The organism is Streptomyces sp. NPDC093252 (assembly GCF_040683675.1).
Taxonomy (GTDB): domain Bacteria; phylum Actinomycetota; class Actinomycetes; order Streptomycetales; family Streptomycetaceae; genus Streptomyces.
Window position 1 is genome coordinate 61,083 of the sequence record NZ_JBFBEM010000010.1, and the last position, 24,692, is coordinate 85,774.

The window sequence follows — 24,692 nt, forward strand, 5'->3', positions numbered from 1 at the left end:
GAGTGGACCGTGGCGGCTCCGTCGAGAAGCGCGCGGGACGGGTTGCGCGATCTGCTGCAAGGGGCTTGGGAAGCGGCCGGACGGCCGCGCTCCGCGGAGCTGGCTTCGGAACTGGGGATTCCGCAGAGGACGGTGGAGGACTGGATCGCTGGAAGGACCGTGCCCTCGGCCGCGCGCACGCGTGACTTCTGGGTCGTGGTCGGAAAGCTGCGGCAGGACTCCGGCCCGTCGGCGTCCACGGACAGCGCGTGGGAGGCGGCCCTGCTCGCGGCTCGCGCCGAGGCGGGGAAGGCGAAGGGGCGCCAGATCCTGGCCAACCGGCGGAAGGCGGATCCCGGCCTCCGCTTCATTCGGCTGCACCGATCGGCCCCCGACACCTCCGCGGTCGAGGTCCGGGGCCGGACGGCCGAGCGGACGGCGATGAACGCGTTCGTCCGGGACCCCCGCGCCGACGCGCCGTCATATCTGTGCTGGCACGCCGAAGCCCCCGTCGGCAAGAGCGCTCTGCTGGCCGACTACGTGCGTCGACAACCACCGGCGGACACCGACATCCTGACCTTCTTCGTCTCCACGGCCCACGGCACGGACACACGCGCCGCGTTCGGGGAGGAGATCGTCGACCAGATCGACGACTTCCTCGGCAGGAGCGGGAGCGCCGTCCCCGGCAGCGCCCGGGAGTGGCGCGCGCTTCTCGCCGAAGCCGCCGCGAAGAGCGCCCATCACGGACGCAGGCTTCTGCTCGTGGTCGACGGACTCGACGACGACGTGGCCTGGTCCGGCCTCGCGGTCGCGGGCGGGGCGCCGGGGACCGGAGCCGATGCCGCCGGGTCCGAGGGATCGGGTGGGGCCCGGGGGAGGCTCGCGCGCGGGAGCATCGCCGCCCTGCTGCCCTCCCGTCCGCCACCCGCCCTGCGCGTCATCGTCTCCCTCCGGCGCTGCGTCCGCCTCCCCGACGACGTCCCCGTACAGCGGCATCCCCTGCGCCGGAGCCGGAACCTGCGCACCCTCCTGCCCGTCGCGGGCGTGCCGCTGATCCGGCAGCCGCTCCCGGACGGCACGGCGCTGGGCGACCCGGTCGCGGGACTGCTGGCCGTGGCGGGCGGCGGCCTGCGGACGACGGACCTGGCGGAGCTGACCGGGCTCCCCGCGGAACACCTCGACCGTCTGGCGCAGGGACCGGCCGGGCGCGCGCTCGTGACCGACGATGCGGTGCTCCGGACGTATGCCCTGGCCGATGCCCGTCTCGTCGGCGCCGTTCGCGAGCGCCTGGGCGAGGCGGGTGTCCTCCGGCATGTGCAGGAACTGCTGGCCTGGTCGCGGCGGTGGCACACCGCCGGCTGGCCGGACGGCACGCCTCCGTTCCCGCTGGCGCACCAGCTCCCTCTGCTGACCGGCACCGCCGAACGCGCCGCGTACGTCCTGGACCTGCCGCGCCTGCGTCGATGGGCGGCCATGGCCGGGCCGGACGCCGCCCTCGCCCAACTGGCCTCCTTCGAGGCGGAGATCACCGGAACGGGCGCCATCACCGGGTCCGAGGTACCGGCCGCCGCGTCCGGCGGTGACACCCTGGCGCTGCTCGTGCTCCTCGGCGCCGCCCGGTCACTGCTGCTCCGGGACCGGCGCGAAGTGCCCGCCGGGGCCGCCTCCCTCCTCGTCCGGCTCGGGGAGGTGGAGCGGGCGTGTGGCCTGGCCCGCTCCGCGCCCATCGCTCTCGCGAGGGCCGTGTGCCTGGCCGACGTGGCGGTGGAAATGGCCCACGGGGACGGGCCCTTCGCGGGGCAGGCCGCCCCGGACGTCGACGCCGTCGTACGGGAGGCGGTCGAGTGGCTGGACCACGACCGCGCCCACCAGGGCTTTCCCGGCACCCTCAGGGATCCCGCTTCCCATGCGAGGCTCCTCGACGCGGTCCGCGCGCTGGCGGCGCTGCGCGGCCTCGCCTTGGCCCGGCCGTTGCTCCGCGCGGTGCTCCAGGACCCGACCGCCGGGTCCGAGGCGCTCGCCCAGGCGGCGGGGATGCTGGACACCGTTCAGGACCTGGACGCCGTAGCGGTGGTGCGCGACCGGGCGGAGACGCTCGGCGCGGGGAGCACGCGTGCCCGGACCGCGGCGGCGGATCTCTGGGGTGCGCTGGCACGGGCCGCGCCCTCCCTCGGCCCGTACGCCGGTGATCGCATCGAGTCCCTGGCGGAGGAACTCGGCGACGACGAGGGACTGGTATCGGTCGATGTCCTGGCCACCGCGGCGTCGGCGCTCATCGGCCTTCCCGTCAAACGGCCCCACGCGGCGGCGGACATGGCGCGGGAGGCGTTGTCCCGGATGCGCAAAGCGATCGAGGCCCTTACGGACCCCGCCTCCGTGGACCGCACCTCCGTGGACCGCACGTCCGTGGACCGCACCTCCGTGCACCCTGCCCCCATGGACCCCGCCCCCTTGTCCGAGGACGATCGCGCCCACCTGCGCCGCGAACTGGCCGGAACACTGGCCCGCCTGGCCGAAGCGGTGGCCGACACGGGTGTCATGAGGGACGACCTCGACAGCATCAGGGACCTCATCGAGACCCTGCCCGAAGGGCTGCGCACCGGGGTGCTCGGGGACCCGCTGCTGGAACGGGCGCAGTCCATCATTGAAGCGGCCGAGAAGGAGCGGGCACAGCAGGACCGCGAGGCAGCGGCTGCCGCCGACGCGGAAAGGAGGGCGCGGCGCAGAGCCGCGGACGACCGGCGCCAGGCCGGCAGAGAGGAACGGGAGAAGTGGAAGGCGGAGCGTGAGACCCGCGGGGCGGTACGCACAGCGCGCGGCCCGGCACACATGGCCCAAGCGCAGCCCGAAGGCGAGCGGAAGCCACCCTCGACCAAGCGCAGACCCCCACCCCGGCGCCCGGCCACCCACCGCAGACCGGCCGGCCTCCCGCTCCCCGGCGACGGCGACAGCAACGGCCACAGCGAGAGCCACGACCGCGACCACCCCTGCCTCACCCTCCTCCAGGAAGCGAACGACGAACTGGCCGCGGGCAACCACATCCGCAGCCGGGAACTGCTGGAGTCGGCACTGCGACACCGCCCCGCCGCGCGGCCCCCGATGCCGCTGGACAGCCCGGTCCTGCCGGACTGGACGATGGACCTCTGCCACGCCATGGGCGTGGCAGGCGCGTCGGAGGGGGCCGACGCGCTGGTCCGGCGCCTGCACGACCCACGCGACCGCGCGCGCCACCTGGCGGCCCTCTCCCTCGGCTGCTCCCTCGCCGGGGACGACGAGCCGGCCGCCCGCCACGCCCGAGCCGCGGCCCGGCTGCTCCCCGACGGCGCCGCCCCCGAGCCGGCGAACGCCGTGGCCCAGGCACTCGCCCACACCGGCGACGAACCCGGCGCCCGCGCGATGACGACGGGCCGTGGCGCCCCGGAGCGGCGCCAGGCGCTGACGGCCGTAGCCGCCGGGCTCGTACGGCACTGTCCCGAAGGCGCGGCCCGGGTCGCGGAGCCTCTGGTGGAGGCCCTCGTACGGCGGACCAGAACCGGCGGGCCGGGCCTGCTGCCCCGCCTCCTCCCCGAACTGGCCGCCCTGCTCCTCGCGTTCCCGGACGTCCGGGACCCCGCCCCACGGCTGAGTGACGCACTGCGCCGGGCCGCGCTGGACGTCGCCGATCCCTCCGTCTCCTGGCCCACGGAGTCGATGGCCGTCCTCACCCTGCTGGCACGGCTCGGCTGTCTTCCCGACGACGGCACTCATCTCGTCGCCGGCTCGACCGGGAGATGGCGGCGTGCCCTCCGGCCGGGCCACAAGCCCGCCGGGCAACTGGCCCTGCTGGCCGCGCTCGACGGCGACGCCGCCGCCGTCCTGCGCCACGCCGACGCGGCACGGACACCGGACGCCCGAGCGACGGTCCTCCGTACCGCCGCCGCACACCTGGTCGGCGCCCGGGTGACGCTGGCCACGGACAGCCGCTCCGACGAGCGGGTGACCCGGACCTGCCTGGCGCTCGCCCGCGCGTCCGGCGACGGCCGCGCCCCCGACAGGGCGACGGCCCACGACCTCGCGTTGCGGCTCCTGGGATCCGGCGCGTGGACCCACACGATCCCCCTGCTCCCCGCACTGGCCCCGGGAGCCCTGGGGCGCCTCGGCGTACTCGCAGGTGAGGGGAGATGAGCCGGTGCACGGCGGGGGACGGGGACGGGCCGTCTTGGCGGTGCGCGGAGCCGACGGGGCCGGACCGTGCGAGGATGCCGGTATGAACCGACTGGCCGATTCCCAGTCGCCCTACCTCCTCCAGCACGCCACCAATCCTGTGGACTGGTGGCCATGGGGAGAGGAGGCGATGCAAGAGGCCAAGCGGCGCGACGTACCCATCCTTCTCTCGGTGGGATATTCGTCGTGCCACTTAGCCTGACGATCACTGGTGCCACGTCATGGCCCACGAGTCCTTCGAGGACGAGGCCGTCGCCGCCGTCATGAACGAGCACTTCGTCAACATCAAGGTCGACCGCGAGGAGCGGCCCGATGTCGACGCGGTGTACATGGAGGCCGTCCAGGCAGCCACCGGGCAGGGTGGCTGGCCCATGACCGTGTTTCTGACGCCGGACGCCGAGCCGTTCTACTTCGGGACGTACTTCCCGCCCGCCCCCCGCCACGGCATGCCCGGGTTCCCTCAGGTGCTGCGCGGGGTGAGTCAGGCGTGGCGGGAGCGGCGGGACGAGGTGACCGAGGTCGCGGGGAAGATCGTCCGGGATCTTGCCGGGCGGGAGCTGACGTATGGGGACGGTGGGGTGCCGGGGGAGGAGGAGCTGGCGGGGGCGCTGCTGGGGCTGACGCGGGAGTATGACCCGCAGCGGGGCGGGTTCGGCGGGGCGCCGAAGTTTCCGCCGTCCATGGTGATGGAGTTTTTGGTGCGGCATCATGCGCGTACGGGGGCGGAGGGGGCGCTTCAGATGGCCGCCGATACGGGTGAGCGGATGGCCCGGGGTGGGATTTACGACCAGCTCGGGGGTGGGTTCGCTCGGTATTCGGTGGATCGGGACTGGGTTGTGCCGCATTTCGAGAAGATGCTGTACGACAATGCGCTGCTGTGCCGGGTGTACGCGCATCTGTGGCGGGCCACGGGGTCCGAGCTGGCCCGGCGCGTGGCGTTGGAGACCGCTGACTTCATGGTGCGTGAACTGCGAACCGTTGAAGGGGGTTTCGCCTCCGCGCTCGATGCCGACAGCGATGACGGCAGTGGGCGGCAGGTGGAGGGGGCGTACTACGTGTGGACGCCGGCGCAGTTGCGGGAGGTGCTGGGGGAGGGGGACGGGGAGCTGGCCGCCCGGTATTTCGGGGTGACCGAGGAAGGGACCTTCGAGGAAGGCGCCTCGGTGCTTCAGCTTCCGCAGGAGGAGGGCGTTTTCGACGCGGGGCGCATCGCCTCCGTGCGGGAGCGGCTGCTCGCGGCGCGGGACGGGCGGCCCGCGCCCGGCCGGGACGACAAGGTGGTAGCCGCCTGGAACGGGCTGGCCATCGCGGCGCTCGCCGAGACCGGGGCGTACTTCGACCGTCCCGATCTGGTGGACGCGGCCGTCGCCGCCGCCGATCTCGTCGTCCGGGTGCATCTGGACGAGCACGCGCGGCTCGCGCGGACCAGCAGGGACGGGCGGGCCGGGGCGAACGCCGGGGTGCTGGAGGACTACGCCGATGTGGCGGAGGGCTTCCTCGCGCTGGCCTCGGTCACGGGGGAGGGGGTGTGGCTGGAGTTCGCGGGGTTTCTGCTCGATCATGTGCTCGTTTCCTTCGTGGACGCGGAGAGCGGCGGGCTGTACGACACCGCCGTCGACGCCGAGCGGCTGATCCGGCGGCCCCAGGACCCCACCGACAACGCCGTGCCCTCCGGCTGGACCGCCGCCGCGGGCGCGCTGCTCGCCTACGCCGCCCACACCGGCTCCGAGCCGCACCGCACCGCCGCCGAACGGGCGCTCGGGGTGGTCAAGGCGCTCGGGCCGCGGGTGCCGCGGTTCATCGGCTGGGGGCTGGCCGTCGCCGAGGCGCTGCTGGACGGGCCGCGCGAGGTGGCGATCGTCGGGGGCGGTGGCCCTGACGACCGGGCGGCGAGGGAGTTGCACCGGGTCGCCCTGCTCGGTACCGCGCCGGGCGCGGTGGTCGCGTACGGGGTGCCGGACAGCGGTGAGTTCCCGTTGCTCGACGGGCGACCGCTCCTCGGTGGCCAGGCGGCGGCCTACGTCTGTCGTAATTTCACCTGCGACGCGCCGACGACGGATCCGGACACCCTGCGGGCCGCGCTGGAGGGGTGATGGAGTGGCCCCGGGCAGGGGGAAGTGGCCGGTAGTGGCTGGAATGAGACGCTGCCGGGCTACCCGAATGTGAGCACCTGTTCGGGTACGCCCCCTTCCGACCCGCCGATCCGAAACACGCTTTTTATCGGAACAGCCCCCGCGCTTCACACATCCCCCCTAATCTCTCCACGGTGACGCAACGACTTCGACCTGTCGTCGCGCCGGGGGGGATTTGAAGATCTGGGGGGATCTTTCTTGCTGACGTCTGTCTTCGTCGCGACGGTTTCGCTCGCCCTGTTCTGGATGGCCGCGTTCACGCTGTGGTGGCAGATGCACGCGTGGCGCACACCGGAGGTGCTGGCCTCCACCCGGTTCGGCAGACCGGACGGGACCGGACATGTCTCGTTCTCGCTGCTGCTGCCGGCCCGCCATGAACAAGCCGTGCTCGACCACACCATCCAGCGGCTCCTGGAGTCCTCGCACACCGACTACGAGATCATCGTCATCGTCGGCCACGACGACCCGGAGACCACCGAGGTGGCTCGGGCGGCCGAGGAGCGCGACCCGCGCGTACGGGTCGTCGTCGACACCCATGAGAAAAAGAACAAGCCAAAGGCGATGAACACCGCCCTGCCGCACTGCCGGGGCGATGTCGTCGGGGTCTTCGACGCCGAGGACCAGGTCCATCCCGAGCTGCTCGCCCATGTCGACCACGCCTTCCGCACCACCGGCGCCGATGTCGTCCAGGGCGGGGTGCAGCTCATCAACTTCCACTCCAGTTGGTACAGCCTGCGCAACTGCCTGGAGTACTTCTTCTGGTTCCGCTCCCGGCTGCATCTGCACGCCCAGAAAGGTTTCATCCCGCTCGGCGGCAACACCGTGTTCGTCCGGACGGATGTGCTGAGGGAGGCCGACGGCTGGGACCCGGACTGCCTCGCCGAGGACTGCGACCTCGGGGTGCGGCTCTCCAGCACCGGCAAGAAGGTCGTCGTCGCCTACGACTCCGAGATGGTCACCCGCGAGGAGACCCCGGGCTCGCTGATGTCCCTGCTCAAGCAGCGCACCCGCTGGAACCAGGGCTTCCTCCAGGTGTACCGGAAGAAGGACTGGAAGCAACTGCCCACCCTGGGACAGCGCCTGCTCGCCCGCTACACCCTGATGACCCCGTTCATGCAGGCGTTCACCGGGCTGGTCATCCCGCTCAACATCGCCATCGCGCTCTTCCTCGACGTACCGGTCGGCATCGCCTTCATCACCTTCCTGCCGGCCGTCACCGCCCTGGTCACCTTTGTCTTCGAACTCGTCGGCCTGCACGACTTCGGCAAGCAGTACGGACTGCGCGTCCGGTTCGTCCACTACCTCAAGCTCGTCGTGGGCGGCCCCTTCTACCAGGTGCTCCTCGCCGGGGCCGCGGTCCGCGCGGTCTGGCGCGAGCAGCGCGGACGCAATGACTGGGAGCTGACCACCCATGTCGGCGCCCATCTCGGCCCGGACAGCTCCACCCACGGCACCCGAGACCTCCGAGACCTCCGAGACATCCGAGAGGACGTCCCCGCGTGACCTCCACCCTCGACGCGGTGACCACCACGGTCCCCGCGCAGCCCCGGCCTGCCCGGACGACCCCGGCCACCGGCCGCCCCACCCCGCCCCGGCGGCTCCGCTCGTCCCGGCCCGACCTGCTGCTGTGCGGCGCCCTGCTGATCGCCATCATGATCGTCCAGGGCTGGAACATCGCCGACTACCCCACCCTCAGCGACGACGAGGGCACCTATCTCGCCCAGGCGTGGGCCGTCCAGGAGGGCCGCGGCCTCGCCCACTACACCTACTGGTACGACCACCCCCCGCTCGGCTGGATACAACTCGCCGTCCTCACCTGGATACCGGCCTGGCTCAGCCCCGAGTCGATGACCGTCGGCACCATGCGCGGCGCGATGCTGCTGATCAGCGCCGCCTCCGCGGTCCTCCTCTACGTGCTGGCCCGCCGCCTCGCCCTGCCCCGCTGGGCCGCCGGACTCGCCATGGCCCTCTTCGGGCTCTCCCCGCTCTCCGTCGTCCTCCAGCGCGAGATCTTCCTCGACAACCTCGCCGTGATGTGGACCCTGCTGGCGTTCTGCCTCGCCGCCTCCCCGAACCGCCATCTCTGGCACCACTTCGCCGCCGGGATCGCCGCCGCCACCGCCGTCCTCACAAAAGAGACGATGCTCGTCGTCCTGCCCGCGCTGCTGCTCACCATGTGGCGGCACAGCCACCGCGACACCCGCAAGTTCGCCGTCACCGGCGCCATCACCGCCTGCGCCCTGATCGGCTTCTCCTACCCCCTGTTCGCCCTCCTCAAGGGCGAACTCCTGCCGGGTGCCGGACATGTGTCGCTCTGGGACGGCATCACCTATCAGATGACCCGCCCCGGCTCCGGCTTCATCCTCGACCGGGGCACCGGCTCCTGGGGCGTCCTCCAGTCCTGGCTGTACTACGACCGGGTGCTGCTCATCGGCGGCCTCGCGGGCGCGCTGCTGCTCCTGCTGACCTGGCGCTGGTCCGTCACCGCCCGCGCCCTCGCCGGGCCCTGCCTCACCGTCGCCATCCTCGCCCTGGTCGCCCTGCGCCCCAGCGGCTACCTCCCCGCCATGTACATCATCCAGGCGCTGCCCTTCCTCGCCCTGGTCTGCGCCGGAGGCACCGCGTCCGTCGCCCACGCCGTCCTGCGCCGCCGGCGGAACCCGGGCGAGAGGCGGGCCGTCACCCACGGCCGGTACGCCCTCGCCGCGGTCCTCGCGCTCGCCGCCGGGGCGTATGTCGTCCCCCGCTGGTACGAGGGCGACCGCACCGCCATGACCACCGACGCCAACGCCCCCTACCGGGCCGCCTCCCGCTGGATGTCCACCGAGGTCCCCGACCCCGCCCGCACCCGCGTCCTGGTGGACGACGCGATGTGGCTCGACCTGGTGCACGCGGGCTACGAACCCGGCCTCGGCGTCATCTGGTTCTACAAGGCCGACCTGGACCCCGCCGTCACCGAGACCATGCCCGACGGCTGGCGGGACCTGGACTACGTGGTCGCCTCCCCGACCGTCCGCCGCGACGCCGTCGACCTGCCCAACGTCAAGGCCGCCATCGAGCACTCCACCCCGGTCGCCGTGTTCGGCGAGGGCGAGGACCGGGTCGAGATACGCCGGATCACCGCCGACGCGACGGCCGGGGGCACCCGATGAGCCAGGACCACGTTCTCGGCGACCCCGCGCGGGTCCCCCGGGTCACCGCCGAGGTCCCCGAACCCGGCGCCGTCACCATCGTCGTCCCGACCTTCAACGAATCCGGCAATGTACGGCAGTTGCTGCGGCAGATCACCGAGGCGGTGCCCGCGCGACTGCCCTGCGAGGTGGTCTTCGTGGACGACTCCACCGACGACACCCCCGATGTCATCCGGGCCGCCGCCCGCGACTGCCCCTACCCGGTCACCGTGGTGCACCGCGACGAACCCGCCGGAGGACTCGGCGGCGCGGTCGTCGAGGGCATCAGAACCGCCGGGTCGGACTGGATCGTCGTCATGGACGGCGACTGCCAGCACCCCCCGTCCCTGGTCCCCGAACTCGTCGCCACCGGCGAGCGGACCGGCGCCGGACTCGTCGTCGCCTCCCGGTACATCGAGGGCGGCAGCCGCGCCGGACTCGCGGGCGGCTACCGGGTCGCCGTCTCCCGTCTCGCCACCTGGCTCACCAAATCCCTCTTCCCGCGCCGCCTGCACGGCATCAGCGACCCCATGAGCGGCTTCTTCGCCATCCGCCGCTCCGCCGTCACCGCCGAGATCCTCAAGCCCCTCGGCTACAAGATCCTCCTCGAACTCGCCGTCCGCAGCCGCCCCCGCCGGGTCAGCGAGGTGCCGTTCGTCTTCCAGGACCGCTACGCCGGGGAGTCCAAGTCCACCGCCCGCGAGGGCCTGCGCTTCCTGCGCCATCTCGGCGGACTGCGCACCGCCTCCCCGGTCGCCCGGATGGCCGTCTTCGGGCTGATCGGCGCCACCGGCTTCCTGCCCAATCTGCTGGGCCTGTGGGGCCTGACCACCGCGGGGATGCACTATGTGCCCGCCGAGGTGGTCGCCAATCAGTTCGGCGTCGCCTGGAACTTCCTGCTCATCGAGCGGCTGCTGTTCCGCGACCGCCGCCACTTCCGCCGCTGGTGGGACCGGCTCGGCCGGTTCGCCCTGCTCGCCAACGCCGATCTGCTGCTGCGCATCCCGCTGATCGCGCTGCTGGTCGGCCGATTCGACATGGAGGCACTGCCCGCCACCGCGCTCGCGCTGGTGACGACATTCGTCCTGCGCTTCATCGGGACCGAGGCGCTGGTCTATCTGCCCCGCAGGGGAACACGGGGCGACCGGGAAGAGAGCGGTACAGCAAGGGAGAGCCGAGTGAACGAGACCAGTGTGACCAGCAGCAGCGAGGGGAGAGCCGCATGAGACGTACCGGACGTACCAGACGTACCGGACGCGGCGGGGGGCGCCACAGAACCGCCACCGCGCTGCTCGCCGTCGCCGGACTGACCGGCGGACTGCTGCTCACCTCACCGCAGTCCGCGTCCGCCGCCAACCTCATCACCAACCCCGGCTTCGAGACACCCGGCGGCGGTGACATGCCCGCCTGCTGGTCCAAGTCCGGGTGGGGCGACAACGACTTCACCTTCGAGACCACCTCCGACGCCCACTCCGGCGACAGCGCGATGAAGGTCACCCTCACCCGCCGCGCCGACGGCGACCGCAAGGCGATGCTCACCGAGTCCGCGGCGTGCGCGCCCGTCGTCACCGCCGGCAAGCAGTACGACCTCTCCCTCTGGTACAAGACGACCACCCCCGACGCCAACATCACCCTCTTCCGCCACGACACCACCGCCGGCTGGCAGTACTGGACCGACCTCAAGACCCTCGACATGGCCGCCACTTGGACCGAGGCGGGCGTCCGCACCCCCGAGATCCCGGCCGGCACCGACCGCATCACCTGGGGCGTCTCCGTCTACGGCACCGGCTCCGCCACCACCGACGACTACACCATGGAGCAGGTCGCCGACCCGATGCCGCAGCCCGAGTGCACCGGCACCGCCGAGGAGTGCGCCAACGGCCGCTGGGACGTCCTCCCGGTGCAGAACCCGGTCCGCTCCATGCACTCCGTCGTTCTGCACAACGGCAAGGTGCTGCTCATCGCGGGCTCCGGCAACGACCCGACGATGTTCGAGGCCGGCACCTTCACCTCCGCCGTCTACGACCCCGCCGACGGCAGCTACGAGGTCATCCCCACCCCCAAGGACATGTTCTGCGCCGGCCATGTCCAGCTCCAGGACGGCCGGGTGCTCATCATGAGCGGCAACAAGGGCTATCCGTCGGCCGACGGCACCATCGGCTACCAGGGCTACAAGGACTCGTACCTCTTCGACCCCGACACCGAGACGTACATCAAGACCAACGACATGAACGACGGCCACTGGTACCCGTCGGCGACGATCCTCGGCAACGGTGACGTGCTCTCCTTCGGCGGCCTGAAGGAGGACTCCACCGGGGCCGTCTCCGCCGAACGCTGGTCCGCCGCCGAGGAGAAGTGGCTGCCGCTCTGGCAGGTCAACCAGACCTGGTCCTACTGGGGCCTGTACCCGTCGATGATCCTGATGCAGGACGGCCGCCTCTTCTACTCCGGCAGCCATGTCTTCGGCAACAACATCCCCGGCACCGGCTCCGCCATCTACGACTACGACGCCAACACGATCACCCAGACCCCCGGCCTCCAGAACAAGGACGAGCGCGACCAGTCGGCCAGCGTGCTGCTGCCTCCGGCCCAGGACCAGAAGGTCCTCACCCTCGGCGGCGGCAACATCGACTCCAACCCCGAGGCCAACCGCCTCACCGACGTCATCGACCTGAAGGACCCTGACCCCTCGTACGTCGCCGGACCGCCCATCCCGCAGGGCACCGTCGACATGGGCGCCGGGCCCGTCCCGCAGACCGGCGACCAGGGCAAGATGTACCTCTCCGCGGTCCTGCTGCCCGACGGCAAGGTCCTGGAGACCGGCGGCGCCCTGCACAACCGGGCCAACCCGGTCTTCGAGTCCTCCCTCTACGACCCCGAGACCAACACCTTCGACCCCGTGGCCGCCGACCCCGAGGCCCGCGGCTACCACTCCTCCGCGTTCCTGCTGCCCGACGGCCGGGTGATGACCACCGGCGACAACCCGGGCAACGGCACCTGGAACCACAACGTCTCGATCTACACCCCGCCCTACCTGCTGCGCGGCGACCGCCCCGCCATCACCTCGGTCATCGACACCGAGTGGAACTACGGCGACACCCAGCGGATCACGGTGGACCGGCCCATCGCCAAGGCGGAACTGATCCGCCCGGCCGCCGTCACCCACTCCTCCGACCCCAACCAGCGCTTCGTGGACCTGCCCCTGACGGTCGACGGCAACAACATCGACCTCAACGTCACCAGCAACCCCAACCTCGCCCCGCCCGGCTGGTACATGCTCTTCGCGGTGGACGCGGCCGGGGTCCCGTCGGTGGCGAAGTGGGTCCACCTCCAGGGCCCGCAGGCCCTCGCCGCGACCGACGCGTCCGCCCATGTCCACGACTTCGCCGACGACCTGACCGGCAAGGTCACCAAGCCCGGCAAGAAGCGCGCCTCGGCCCCGGTCTCCCCGACCATCTCCGGCTGCGACCGCCACTACGGCTCCGCCAACGTCTGCGTCCCGACAGCCTTCCCGGCGGACGTGAAGACCACCACGAAGGCCCGCTGCGCGTGGCTGGCCGCCAACGACTACGGCCGCCTGAAACTCAACGGCAAGGACGACCCCCTCCGCCTGGACCCGAACCGCGACGGGGTGGCCTGCGGGAAGGGGGATGTGCGGCGCAGGTAGACAGAGGCACGATTGCGGGTGGGCGGGGACAGCACCCTGCTTTCAGGGGCGCGGGGAACTGCGCAACCGCCCCCACCCACCCGCACCAGACCACCGACCGCACCCCCGTCAGGGGCGCGGGGAACTGCGCGATCAGCCACGACGCACCCGCACCCGCCCCCTACCGAGACCGCCCCTTCACAGCCCTCTCCACAATCGCCCTCAACTGATCATGATGCGCCCCCTTCCAATACGCCCGCCCACACTCCTCACACCGGGCGAACACCTCATAGGACCGCTCGGTCCCACCCTTCAACTGCCCCGCCACCTCCCCCTTCGTCGCCGCCCGGAGCGGGCCGTTGCACGCCGTGCAGCGCGACCACGGGCGCAGTTCGGGAGCGAACCGGTCGAGGATGTCGTCGAGCTGTTCCTCGGGCCGCGTGCTGTACACGAACGCCCCCGCCCACAGCTCCCGCCGCCGCAGCAACCCCCGGTCCCGGCTCAGCAGCACCCGCCGCTCCGCCGCCGACCGCGCGGCCAGCGCGGGATCCCCCGGGTCCGCCGACGAGTACGCCGCGTCCACCCCGAGCAGCCGCAGCCGCCGCGCCAGCGTCCCCAGATGGACGTCCAGCAGAAACCGCAGCGGAGCGCCCGGCACCCGCTGCGGACGCGCCACCGGCCGGACGTCCACCCGCTCGCCGTCCGCCGGAACATGCCCCACCGGCACCTCCCGCCCGTCCACCACCAGCGCGCCCACCTCGGTGAGCGGCACGCCCAGCGACTCGATGACATGGCCCAGCGTGGACACCCCGTCCACGGCGAGCGCGCTCACCCCCGAGCGCCGGGCATGCGGCACGAACAGGGCCAGCCCGGGGGCGACTTCGACCAGGATCTCGGGTCCGTTCACATCCGTCACACCCGTCAGGATGGCACGCGGACGGCGTAGCGCCTCAGGGGTTTTCGCGCGGCGCGGGACCCTGGGCCAGGATGTCCACGGCCCGGTCGAAGAGCGCCGGGAGGTCCTCGCGGCAGCCGTTCTCGGCCCAGTACAGGGACGCCTCCATCATCCCGCCGACCAGGGCCATCGCCCAGATCCGGACCTCCAGGGAGCCGGGGTCGCGGCCGGTGCGCTCGCCGATGGCCCGGCACAGCACCCCGCCCGTGGCGGACATGCTCTCCACGGCCCGCGACCGCACCGCCGGTACCTCCAGCATCAGCCGCATCCGCAGCCGGACCAGTTCGGGGCTCTCCGCGAGCCCCAGGGTGACCGCCCGCCGCACCAGGAACCGCAGCGACTCCACCAGCGGCTCGTCCGCGGGCCGCCGCCGCAGATCGTCCAGCATCAGCGGGTCGTACTCGTCCGTGAGGACGATGTCCTCCTTGGTCGGGAAGTAGCGGAAGACGGTCGACGGGGACACCTCCGCCCGGTCCGCGATCTGCTCGATCGTGGTGGCGTCGTAGCCCTGCTCCCCGACCAGTTCGTAGGTCGCCGTGCGGATCGCCGTCCGGGTCTTGATCTTCTTCCGTTCACGGAGTCCCAGCGGGGGGCGGTCGGCGGGGGAGGTGGTCTGTGCGGCCGTCATAGGGGTCATTGTCGGGCATCCGCCGGGACCGCGGCCATGGCCGGGATGTCGTCCCCGGCGGGTTCCGCTTCCGGAGCGCCGGGCAGCAGGGCCGCCGTCAGCAGGGCCGTGACGAGGGCCGCGATCCCGCACACCAGCAGCACCAGGACCATGCCGTGGACGTAGGCCGCGTCGGCGGAGCCGGTCAGGGCGGGGACGCCGGAGCGCTCGGCGGTCAGATGGGCGGCGACCACCGACTCCCGCGCGGTGTCCGCGGCGGACCCGGTCAGCGCGGAGACGTCCAGCCGGTCCCGGAAGGCGGTGGCGAGGAGGCTGCCCAGGGCGGCGATACCGATCGCGCCGCCGACCTGGCGCAGGGTCATCAGGAGCCCCGCGCCGCTGCCGGCCCGGTCGCGCGGGAGGCGCCCGATGGCCCCGTCCATCGCCGGGACGATGGAGAGGCCGAAGCCGAGCCCGGCGATGGTCAGCCACAGCGCGGTGAAGCCGTAGCCGGAGCCGATGGTGGTGCGGGTGCCGAGCAGCGCGGCGAACGCCAGCACCACCAGCCCCGCCGTGACCACCGCGCGCGGCCCGAACCGGGTGGTGAGCGGCTGCGCGGCCCGCGCGGCGACGATCAGCCCGGCGCCCATCGGCAGCAGCCGCAGCCCGGTGCCGAAGGCGTCGTTGCCGAGGACGGTCTGGAGGTACTGCGGGAGGACGAACAGCAGGCCGGAGAGGATGAAGGTGACCAGGGTCGCGGCGAGCGCGTTCAGCAGGAAGCCGCGCCGGGTGAGCAGGGTCAGATCGAGCATGGGCCGGACGGCCTTGCGCTCGCGCAGCACCAGCAGGGTGAGCAGCACCAGCGCCCCCGCGAGCGGCCCGAGCACCAGCGTGTCGCCCCAGCCCTTCACGGGCGCCTCGATGATGGCGTAGATCAGCGCGCCCAGGCCCAGCGCGGTGAGCGCGGTGGAGACGAGGTCGACCCGGGGGGAGGCGGGGTCGCGGGTCTCGGGCAGCAGGAAGACGCAGGCGGCGATGGTGAGGGCGACCATCGGGACGTTGATCAGGAAGACCGAGCCCCACCAGAAGTGGTTCAGCAGCCAGCCGCCGATGATCGGGCCGAGCGGCATGCCGAGCGCGGCGGCGGCCGAGTTGATGGCGACGGCCCGGGTCCGCTCGGCCCCGCTGAACAGCGACGGCAGCACGGACAGCGCCAGCGGCATCACCAGCGCGCCGCCCATGCCCATCACCGCGCGGCCGACGATCACCCAGGTCACATCGGGGGCCAGGGTGCCCACCACCGATCCGGCCAGGAAGATCGCGAGCCCGGTGATCAGCATCCGGCGCCGCCCGAACCGGTCGCCGAGCAGCCCGGCGGGCAGCATCAGCGCCGCGAAGACGACGACGTACGCGTCCGCCATCCACTGCTGCTGGCCGGTGGTCGCGTCGAGGTCGGAGGCCATGGTCGGCAGGGCGACATTGAGGATCGTCATATCGAAGCCGAGCGTCAGCATGCTCGTGACCAGCGCGGCCAGCGCCCACCAGCGCCGGCGATCGGGAGGGGTGTCCTGAGAGGGAGTGACAGTAGCCATGAAATGACAGTTACTCTCAAAATCAAGTTACTGTCAACGAGGGGATGAACGGATCGACAAGAAAGGGCCACGGCTCGTGAGGAGCCGTGGCCCGATGGGAGGGGGCGGGGAGGGGGCTACGCGTGCTGGTACGCCACCAGGGAGATCCCCACGTAGTGCACGACGAACGCCGCCAGGGTGAAGGAGTGGAACACCTCGTGGAAGCCGAACCAGCGCGGTGACGGATTCGGGCGCTTCATGCCGTAGATCACACCGCCCGCGCTGTACAGCAGACCGCCGACGACGACCAGGACCAGGACCGCGATCCCGCCCGTGCGCAGGAAGTCCGGGAGGAAGAAGACGGCCGCCCAGCCCATCGCGACGTAGCAGGGGGTGTAGAGCCAGCGCGGGGCGCCGACCCAGAAGACCCGGAAGGCGATCCCGGCCAGCGCCGCCACCCAGATGCCCCAGAGCAGCCACTGCCCCTTGGCCTCCGGCAGGAGCAGCATGGTGAGCGGGGTGTAGGTGCCCGCGATGATCAGAAAGATGTTCGAATGGTCCAGACGGCGGAGGATGCCGTCCATGCGCGGGCTCCAGTCGCCCCGGTGGTAGAGCGCGCTCACCCCGAACAGCAGACAGGCCGTCAGGGCGTAGATCGCGCAGGCCAGCCGGGCGCGCGGGGATTCCGCCAGCGCGGTGAGCGCCAGCCCCGCCACGATCACCGCCGGGAACATCGCCAGATGCAGCCAGCCGCGCAGCTTCGGCTTGACCGGATGCGGAAGGGAGAGGGCGGCGGAGACGCGATCGGCGACCGTCGTCGTGTCCTTCGGCGCGTCGGAGGCAGGCGCAGTCATGCGCCGATGGTAGCGACGCCACGGTAAGCCGTGGGTCAGCGAGTCCCCCAAGGGCCGGTCATGCGAACTCAACGTGTACGCAAAGGGACGGTTGGAAACACAGGGTGACGTGTGATTCCTCACGCCGCTCAGGTGTGCGGTCCTCTGGACAGATGGGCATGCAGCTCGCATGATCAGATGAGTGCGGTCGGCACCGGATGAGCGCCAAGTGCAGCACGAGTGCAGCTAGCTGCGAAGCATCCGGGCCGCAGCCCCCACGGGGCAGAACAGACAGAAACCCTCAACAAGGAGCGATCGTGGCGCGCGATATCGCGGCTCCCCCCGTCATCCCGACCCGACACCAGGAACTGATCTCGTGGGTCAACGAGATCGCCGAACTGACCGAACCGGACAGCGTCGTCTGGTGTGACGGATCCGAGGCGGAGTACGACCGCCTCTGCGAGGAACTGGTCGACAAGGGCACCTTCCGCAGGCTCGACCCGATCAAGCGCCCCAACTCCTACTACGCGGCCTCCGACCCCACCGATGTCGCCCGCGTCGAGGACCGCACCTTCATCTGCTCCGAGAAGGAGGAGGACGCAGGCCCCACCAACCACTGGAAGGCCCCCGCCGAGATGCGGGAGATCTTCCGTGGGGACCAGGGCCTGTTCCGCGGCTCCATGCGCGGCCGGACGATGTACGTCGTCCCCTTCTGCATGGGCCCCCTCGGCTCACCGCTGTCCGCCATCGGGGTCGAGATCACCGACTCGGCGTACGTCGCCGTCGCCATGCGCACCATGACCCGCATGGGCCAGCCGGTCCTGGACGAGCTGGGCTCCGAGGGCTTCTTCGTGAAGGCCGTGCACACCCTCGGCGCCCCCCTGGCCCCGGGCCAGGCCGATGTCCCCTGGCCCTGCAACTCCACCAAGTACATCTCCCACTTCCCCGAGACCCGCGAGATCTGGTCCTACGGCTCCGGCTACGGCGGCAACGCCCTGCTCGGCAAGAAGTGCTACGCCCTGCGGATCGCCTCCGTCATGGCCCGCGACGAGGGCTGGCTCGCCGAGCACATGCTGATCCTCAAGCTCACCCCGCCCACCGGCGCCCCGAAGTACGTCGCCGCCGCCTTCCCCTCCGCCTGCGGCAAGACCAACCTCGCCATGCTGGAGCCGACCATCTCCCACTGGACCGTGGAGACCATCGGCGACGACATCGCCTGGATGCGCTTCGGCGAGGACGGCCGCCTCTACGCCATCAACCCCGAGGCCGGTTTCTTCGGCGTCGCCCCCGGCACCGGCGAGCACACCAACGCCAACGCCATGAAGACCCTCTGGGGCAACTCCGTCTTCACCAATGTCGCCCTCACCGACGACAACGACATCTGGTGGGAGGGCATGACCGAGGAGACCCCGGCCCACCTCACCGACTGGAAGGGCAACGACTGGACGCCGTCCTCCGACGCCCCGGCCGCCCACCCCAACGCCCGCTTCACCGTCCCGGCGTCCCAGTGCCCGATCATCGCGCCCGAGTGGGAGGACCCCCGGGGCGTCCCGATCTCCGCGATCCTCTTCGGCGGGCGGCGCGCCACCGCCGTCCCCCTGGTCACCGAGTCCTTCGACTGGAACCACGGCGTCTTCCTCGGCGCGAACGTGGCCTCCGAGAAGACCGCCGCGGCCGAGGGCAAGGTCGGCGAACTGCGCCGCGACCCGTTCGCCATGCTGCCCTTCTGCGGCTACAACATGGGCGACTACATGGGCCACTGGGTCGATGTCGCCAAGGACAAGGACGCCTCGAAGCTCCCGAAGATCTACTACGTCAACTGGTTCCGCAAGAACGACGAGGGCGAGTTCGTCTGGCCCGGCTTCGGCGAGAACGCGCGCGTCCTGAAGTGGATCGTGGAGCGGCTGGACGGCCGGGCCGAGGGCGTCGAGACCCCGATCGGCGTCCTGCCGACCGCTGCCGCGCTGGACACGGACGGGCTGGACCTCGCGGCCGAGGACCTGGAGTACCTGCTCACCGTCGACAAGGAGATCTGGCGCGAGGAGGCGGCGCTGGTTCCCGAGCACCTGAACACCTTCGGCGATCACACGCCGAAGGAGCTGTGGGACGAGTACCGGGCGCTGGTCGCCCGACTGGGGTAACGGTCCCCTTTGGCTCCGCGGTCGGCTGCGAACCGACAGTGCCCTGACCAGCGTTATCGTCACGGCCGGCCGCGGATTTTTCGGCGGGGCCGCGCCCAGTGTCGTGCGTGGTTCTGTGAGCCCGTCCTTTTCTCTCCGTCCGCCCCGACGGAGGGGAGGGGCGGGCTCTCGCCGTTGGGGGTGGGGTTGCGGGCCGGGTGCGGGGTTGTGGTCGCTCTTCGCGCAGTTCCCCGCGCCCCTAAAAGCCGATGCAGTCCCCGCGTTCCCAACAGTCCCCGTGCTGCTGAAGACCTATCTGCCTTACTGTGAGCGGTCCTCCAAGTAGCGCGTATGCGACTCCTGGCGTCTTGCCTCCGTTTCTCTCAACGCTGTCGCCAGTCGTTGGGCCTCCTCGTTGAGGACGGTCAGTTGGCGTTCCAGGTGGTGTTCCGGGGGGTCCTGGCCCGGGGTCATGCGGTGCCACCAGCGGGTGCGGACGAAGGTGTCCACCGCTTCCGGGATGTCCTGGCGGACCGCACGGGAGACGGTGTGCACGCCCTCGGGGTCACCGGCGAGGATCTCGGCGACCCAGCCCGGGTCCAGGAGGGCGTCCAGGAGGTCGGTCAGGGTGCGCAGGCGGGTCGCGGTGGCCGGGGGGAGGTCCACGTCGGAGAGGTAGTCCTGGAGTTTGGTGAAGTCGGCGCGGATCTCGGTCAGTTGGGCCGAGGGGTCGGGGAAGTCGGGGAGCGCGGGGCGCTGCGGTGGGGCGATCAGGGCGCCCGCGCCGTAGAGGCCGAGGACGACGACCGGCCAGTACGGGCCCGCGACCCCGGTGAAGGTGAGGACCAGGCCGAGCAGACCGCAGACGCTGCCGGTGATGTTCTTGCGGGACTCCAGGTAGGTCCCCAGACGGCCGACGAGCCTATTGGTAGCCACGGATCTCCTCGAAGGCGCCGTCCAGGGAGCCCTGCTGGGCGTCGAAGAGACGGCCGCCGGTCAGGTCGGCGATGTGCTCCAGCTCCTCGCGGGAGGAGTCGCCGAAGAGGATGGGGAAGACGGGGGTCTGCCGGGCGGTGGTGTCGAGCCCGGCGTAGAAGCCGTCGAAGTCGTCGGCGGCGGCGCCCGCGGTGTTCTCGCCGTCCGTCATCAGCACGATCGAGGTGAAGGTGTCCCGGTCGGTGCTCAGATGGTCGTACGCCTTCTCCAGGGAGGTGTAGATCGCGGTGTCGCCCTCGGCCGCCAGGGCCTCGGCGTCCCGGCGGATGGCCTCGCGGCCCGCGTCGGGGTCGGCCGGGTCCAGGACATGGGTGCGCACGCTCTTCACCGCCGACCCGAAGGGCATCAGGGTGACCTCCTCGCGCTCGCGGAAATCGCCGGTCAGGGCGGTGAGGGCGCTCTTGAGGCGGTCGAGGCGGTCGCCCTGCATGGAGCCGGAGGTGTCGAGGACGTAGACCGTCCGTGAGGGGCGGCGCAGTTCGTTCTCGTAGGAGTCGAGGAGGCCGTCGGCCACGGAGCGGGTGCCGGGGAAGGGGAGTTCGCGGCGGCGGTCCGTGTCCAGGCCGGGGGCGGGGGAGACGGCGGGGACGACCGGGCGGCGGTGGGTGCGCTCGGTGATCTCGCGCTGGATCTCCGGGGTGCGCAGGGCCTCGGTGAGGCGGCGGACGTCGTCGCGGGCCGACTTCGGGGAGGCGGCGAGGGAGGAGAGCGGGTAGTCGGCGGTGAGGACGCCGTCGGCCGGGCGGATGACGGTGAGGCCGGGCAGGCCGGTGAGGACGGACTCGTAGTTCAGCAGGGCGTCGACGGTGCCGCGCCGGTCGTACGCCTCGGCCAGCCAGCCCGAGGAGCCGGAGGTCAGCTTCTGGCCCCGGAAGAACTCCTTCAGGCGGGGCGCCGCCTTCGCCACATCGGCGTCGGTGAGCGCGGACTGCGCGCCGGAGAGCGCCGAGGCGACCGAGACCAGGGTGGCGAAGCCGGAGTGGGAGCGGGCCGGGTCGGTCATGCCGTAGGTCAGTCCGCTGTCCCGGACCGCCTCCTCGATCTGCGTCCAGGTCACGTCGGCCGGGTCCCAGCCCAGTGTGCGGACGGTGTCGGACCGGACGCCGATGGCGACCGGGCTGGACATCACCGAGGTCTCCGAGACGATCCTCTCCGCCGCCTCGGGCCGCAGCCGCAGCGAGTCGTTGGAGGCCAGCCAGACGGCGTCGTAGGCGGTGTCGGCCCTGCCCCCGGCGATCAGGTCGACCGCGTCGAGGGTGCCCATGTAGGTGGGCTTGACGGTGATGCCGGTGTCCCGGCGGATCAGATCGAGGACCGGGGTCATGTCGCTCAGCTCGCTGGAGGCGAGGACGCGCAGGGTGCCCTCCTCGTAGGTCGGCTCGGGCGTCGGGTCGGAGGTGTCGGTCACCGAGCAGCCGGTGAGCAGGGCGAGCCCGGCGAGGGCGGCGGCGATACGGCGGCGGCGTCCCATCAGCGGTCCCCTCCGTCGAGCGCGCCCCGGGAGCGGCTGCGCTCCAGATAGGCCCCGGCGTGCTGGAGTTCGGCGGTGAGGGACTCGACGGTGTTCGCCATGACCTCGGTGGCCTGCACCTTGTAGGAGTCGATGGCGTCGAGCGTGCGGTAGATCTGCTGGAACGCGGCGCGCAGGGTCTCGGCGCCGACCGCCGGGTCCGCCGCGATCCGCTGGATCTCGCCGCTCTGCGTGGACAGCATCTCGGCGTTGGCCCGGATCAGATCCTCCGTCGTCCCGCGCAGGGCGTTGACCTGCTCGACGACCTTCTTCTGATGGTCCAGCGCGGACGCCAGCATCACCGAGATCCGCAGCGCGGAGACGGTGGTGGTGGCGGCCCGGTCGACGCCCTTGATCAGCTCGTCGTTGTTGCGGCGGACGACATCCATGGCCAGATAGCCCTGGGCGCAGACCGCGAGCTGGGTCAGCAGATCCTGGTGCTTCTGCCGGACCGGGAAGAGGACGTCGGCGCGGAGCGAGTCGGCGGCCTGGGGCTCGCCGGTGCCCTCCACGCCCGTGATGTGCGCGGCGACGGCGGTGTCCAGCGCCTCGGTCAGCACCACGTACTCCTGGAGCTTGCCCATGGTCTCCCAGAGCCGGACCCGCTCGGTCTGCAACGCGGCGTTGTCACGGCGCAGTTCGTCCTGCCCGCCGCGCAGCGAGCCGACGATCCGGTTGAGGGTGGACTGCGCGGAGGCGTACTTGGCGAGATGGTCGCGCAGCTTGTTGCCGCCCGGCAGCCGGGACAGGAACCTGCGGCCCTTGGCGGCGGGCAGATCGCGCGGGTCGAGATCCTCCACCACCCGGCGCAGCTCGACCAGCGACCCGGCCACCTTCGCCGACGGGTCCCCGCCCTTGCCGGGCAGGGAACGCACCGTCCGCTCCAGCATCCGGTTGGACTGGGCGGCGGCGGCCCGCATCTCCCCGGCGCCCAGCGCGGTGATCTCACCGACCTTGCCGGCGAACTCGGGGGAGCGGGCGTCGAGCGCCGCGAGCCCCGCCACATAGTCGGCGGCCTTGCGGGCCATCTCCACGCGGACGCCCTCTTCCACCGGGACCAGCCCGCCCGCCTTCTCCCGGGGCACCGCGGCCACCGGCTCGGGCGGGGTGAGGGTGAAGGTCTCCTCGCTGCTGCGACTGCTGTTCTGGCTGGTGCTGGCCCCGAGGAAGCCGTCGAACCCGCCGGTGCCGTGGATGTCGTTCATGCTCACTGTCCCCCTCATCCGCGCGCCCGGCGGGCCATCTCGCGCAGCACCGCGGAGGTGGGCACGGGCGCCTGCCGGACGCCGGTCAGCTTCTGGTTGAGATAGTCGGTGCGGTCCGTGGTGGCCTCGATGAACTCGGGGGCCGCGCCCTGCGGCCGGAACCCGTGCTCGACCGCCAGCTTCCGCAGCACCGGATCGGTGCTGAGCAACTCGCCGATCCGCCGCCCGTCGTCGGTCAGCGGGACGACGGTGTGGTCGCTGTTGACGGTGGTGTCCGGGTAGAGCACGACCAGGTCGTCGATGCCCTGACCGGCCGTCAGCAGCGCGGCGACCTGCGACTCGTAGACCCACACCAGCGGGTTCCCGGCGCCGCTGACGAAGTCCCGGAAGGCGGCGTCGGAACTGGACTGCTGGGCGCCCTGCACACTGACCAGCTTGCGCAGCAGGGGCGCGGTGCGGTCGACATCGGCGTCGGAGGCCACGACCCGTCCGTCATTGGCGACATAGGAGGTGGCCGCGAGGTAGAGGGCGCCGGAGTTGGAGGTCTCGGGGTCGGTGGTGGCGATGGACAGGGTGCCGGTCAGCTCCCCGTACGCGTCGGCGCCCTTGAGGTCCTGCCACCGCTCGTCGTCCTCGGCCGCCGCCAGGAAGGCGCCCATCCGCAGTGTGCCCCGGTGCGCGTCGACGGTGGCGAGGCCGCTCCGCTCCAGCACGTCGGCGGCGTTCTGGTGGGCGACGACGACCAGCGGCGAGTAGAAGGGGCGGGGCAGCGGCTGCTGCACATTCAGCTTCGCGGCCAGTTCGTCGGCGGGCGCCTGGCTGGAGGGGAAGGCGAACGCGTACCCCTTGAGGTCCAGCCCGTCCATGGCCCAGGACCCGGAGGGCTCGGCCTCGACCGCGTACCCCTGGGCCGCCAGTGCCTCCACGACCTGCTGATCGGCGAAGAACTCGGCCTTCTCCGACCCGATGACGGCCTGCACGGTCTTCGTTGCCGTGCCGTCGTCCTCCGTCCGGCCCGCGAGAACGGCGGCCACCACGCCGCCGATCAGCAGTACCGCGAGGACTGTTCCAGTGATTCGTCTCACCTGACGGAGCGTGCACCCGGAACCCAACGTTCCCCATTTCACGGGGTGAACGAGAGGTGACGTACCGGTCCCGGATCGTCACGACTTCAACAGAGGGTGCCCGCCTTTAGGGGCGCGGGGAACTGCGCGACCAGCCCCCACCGGCCCGCACCCGCCCCACAAACAAAAAAGTGGCACCCGGTCCGCGCGTCTCTGCGGGCGCACGCGGACCGGGGCCGTTCAAGCGACCCCCGCCGGGGTTACCCGGCGAGACTCGGTTCCCGAGCGGCAGCGATGCTCGCGGCGTGCACATCCATCCGCCCCGCCACCAGAACCACCACCCCCGTGTCCGCCCGCGACGCGGCGACGACCAGCGCCCGCCCGGCGAGGGCGTGCGCCCGGGAGTGCAGTACCGAGGGATCGGCGGACGCCCCGGAGGGAACCGCGCGGACCGGCGCGACCCCGCCCCGCAACCGCGCCACCTGTTCCGCGAGCCGTTCGGCGGCGGTGTCCAGATCGGTGGACGGGGCCGCCGCGCGCAGCTCGTCGGTGACGGCGAGCAGTGCCGCGAGATGGCCCGCGAGCTGGATGTCCAGCTCTTCCTCACGGGACCGGTGGGGGAAGTCGGAGGTGGGGGCGCCGGCCACCGTGCTGTGGACCGACTTGGTGCGGATCGGTTCGTACATGGATGGCCTCCTGTG

15 protein-coding genes and 1 pseudogene are annotated in these 24,692 nt (G+C 71.7%); 7 read left to right on the forward strand and 9 right to left on the reverse strand.

Annotated elements, in window-relative coordinates; genetic code table 11:
• The first annotated feature begins 159 nt into the window (after positions 1–159).
• The 6 genes and pseudogenes from AB0O01_RS21710 to AB0O01_RS21735 all read left to right on the forward strand — a co-directional run bounded on the left by AB0O01_RS21710 (position 160) and on the right by AB0O01_RS21735 (position 13,151).
• On the forward strand, positions 160–4,143 hold the full coding sequence (locus AB0O01_RS21710) for a hypothetical protein (RefSeq protein ID WP_365315585.1): 3,984 nt from the start codon (positions 160–162) through the stop codon (positions 4,141–4,143).
• A gap of 82 nt (positions 4,144–4,225) precedes the next feature.
• Positions 4,226–6,275 (forward strand): annotated as a pseudogene (locus tag AB0O01_RS21715) (thioredoxin domain-containing protein).
• A gap of 237 nt (positions 6,276–6,512) precedes the next feature.
• A complete protein-coding gene (locus AB0O01_RS21720; RefSeq protein ID WP_365315587.1) occupies positions 6,513–7,817 on the forward strand; it encodes a glycosyltransferase in 1,305 nt (434 codons plus the stop codon).
• On the forward strand, positions 7,814–9,466 hold the full coding sequence (locus tag AB0O01_RS21725; protein WP_365315589.1) for a phospholipid carrier-dependent glycosyltransferase: 1,653 nt from the start codon (positions 7,814–7,816) through the stop codon (positions 9,464–9,466). Before AB0O01_RS21720 ends, AB0O01_RS21725 begins: the two co-directional genes overlap by 4 nt.
• Positions 9,463–10,710, forward strand: coding sequence for a glycosyltransferase family 2 protein (locus AB0O01_RS21730; RefSeq protein WP_365315591.1), 1,248 nt, complete (start codon positions 9,463–9,465; stop codon positions 10,708–10,710). The genes AB0O01_RS21725 and AB0O01_RS21730 overlap by 4 nt, the downstream gene beginning before the upstream one ends.
• The gene (locus AB0O01_RS21735) at positions 10,707–13,151 is read left to right on the forward strand and encodes a galactose oxidase-like domain-containing protein (RefSeq protein ID WP_365315593.1); all 2,445 of its coding nucleotides are present in this window, start codon (positions 10,707–10,709) and stop codon (positions 13,149–13,151) included. Before AB0O01_RS21730 ends, AB0O01_RS21735 begins: the two co-directional genes overlap by 4 nt.
• Positions 13,152–13,311: 160 nt before the next feature.
• On the opposite strand, the gene AB0O01_RS21740 is transcribed toward AB0O01_RS21735, so the two are convergent.
• The 4 genes from AB0O01_RS21740 to AB0O01_RS21755 all read right to left on the reverse strand — a co-directional run bounded on the left by AB0O01_RS21740 (position 13,312) and on the right by AB0O01_RS21755 (position 17,117).
• The gene (locus AB0O01_RS21740) at positions 13,312–14,037 is read right to left on the reverse strand and encodes a Mut7-C RNAse domain-containing protein (RefSeq protein ID WP_365315956.1); all 726 of its coding nucleotides are present in this window, start codon (positions 14,035–14,037) and stop codon (positions 13,312–13,314) included.
• Positions 14,038–14,080: 43 nt separating this feature from the next.
• Positions 14,081–14,722 carry a TetR family transcriptional regulator gene (locus AB0O01_RS21745; RefSeq protein ID WP_365315594.1) on the reverse strand — a complete coding sequence of 214 codons (642 nt, stop codon included), beginning with the start codon at positions 14,720–14,722 and terminating at the stop codon, positions 14,081–14,083.
• Entirely contained in the window at positions 14,719–16,284 is a 1,566-nt protein-coding gene (locus AB0O01_RS21750; RefSeq protein ID WP_365315595.1) for an MFS transporter, read from the reverse strand. Before AB0O01_RS21750 ends, AB0O01_RS21745 begins: the two co-directional genes overlap by 4 nt.
• A gap of 116 nt (positions 16,285–16,400) precedes the next feature.
• A complete protein-coding gene (locus AB0O01_RS21755; RefSeq protein ID WP_365315597.1) occupies positions 16,401–17,117 on the reverse strand; it encodes a hemolysin III family protein in 717 nt (238 codons plus the stop codon).
• Between the two features lie 296 nt (positions 17,118–17,413).
• Here AB0O01_RS21755 and AB0O01_RS21760 point away from each other — a divergent pair, with 296 nt between their 5' ends.
• Entirely contained in the window at positions 17,414–19,237 is a 1,824-nt protein-coding gene (locus AB0O01_RS21760) for a phosphoenolpyruvate carboxykinase (GTP) (protein WP_365315599.1), read from the forward strand.
• Between the two features lie 300 nt (positions 19,238–19,537).
• On the opposite strand, the gene AB0O01_RS21765 is transcribed toward AB0O01_RS21760, so the two are convergent.
• From AB0O01_RS21765 to AB0O01_RS21785, 5 genes are all read right to left on the reverse strand, one after another.
• Positions 19,538–20,152: a hypothetical protein gene (locus tag AB0O01_RS21765; protein WP_365315601.1), complete on the reverse strand. Its 615-nt coding sequence runs from the start codon at positions 20,150–20,152 to the stop codon at positions 19,538–19,540.
• On the reverse strand, positions 20,139–21,683 hold the full coding sequence (locus AB0O01_RS21770; protein ID WP_365315602.1) for a substrate-binding and VWA domain-containing protein: 1,545 nt from the start codon (positions 21,681–21,683) through the stop codon (positions 20,139–20,141). The genes AB0O01_RS21765 and AB0O01_RS21770 overlap by 14 nt, the downstream gene beginning before the upstream one ends.
• Positions 21,683–22,927 (reverse strand): toxic anion resistance protein, encoded by a 1,245-nt coding sequence (locus AB0O01_RS21775; protein ID WP_365315604.1) that lies wholly within the window; start codon positions 22,925–22,927, stop codon positions 21,683–21,685. Before AB0O01_RS21775 ends, AB0O01_RS21770 begins: the two co-directional genes overlap by 1 nt.
• Positions 22,928–22,941: 14 nt before the next feature.
• Positions 22,942–24,012, reverse strand: a complete 1,071-nt coding sequence (locus AB0O01_RS21780) for a hypothetical protein (protein WP_365315606.1) — start codon at positions 24,010–24,012, stop codon at positions 22,942–22,944.
• A 239-nt stretch (positions 24,013–24,251) separates the two neighbouring features.
• Positions 24,252–24,677, reverse strand: a complete 426-nt coding sequence (locus AB0O01_RS21785; RefSeq protein WP_365315607.1) for a hypothetical protein — start codon at positions 24,675–24,677, stop codon at positions 24,252–24,254.
• Between the last annotated feature and the right edge of the window lie 15 nt (positions 24,678–24,692).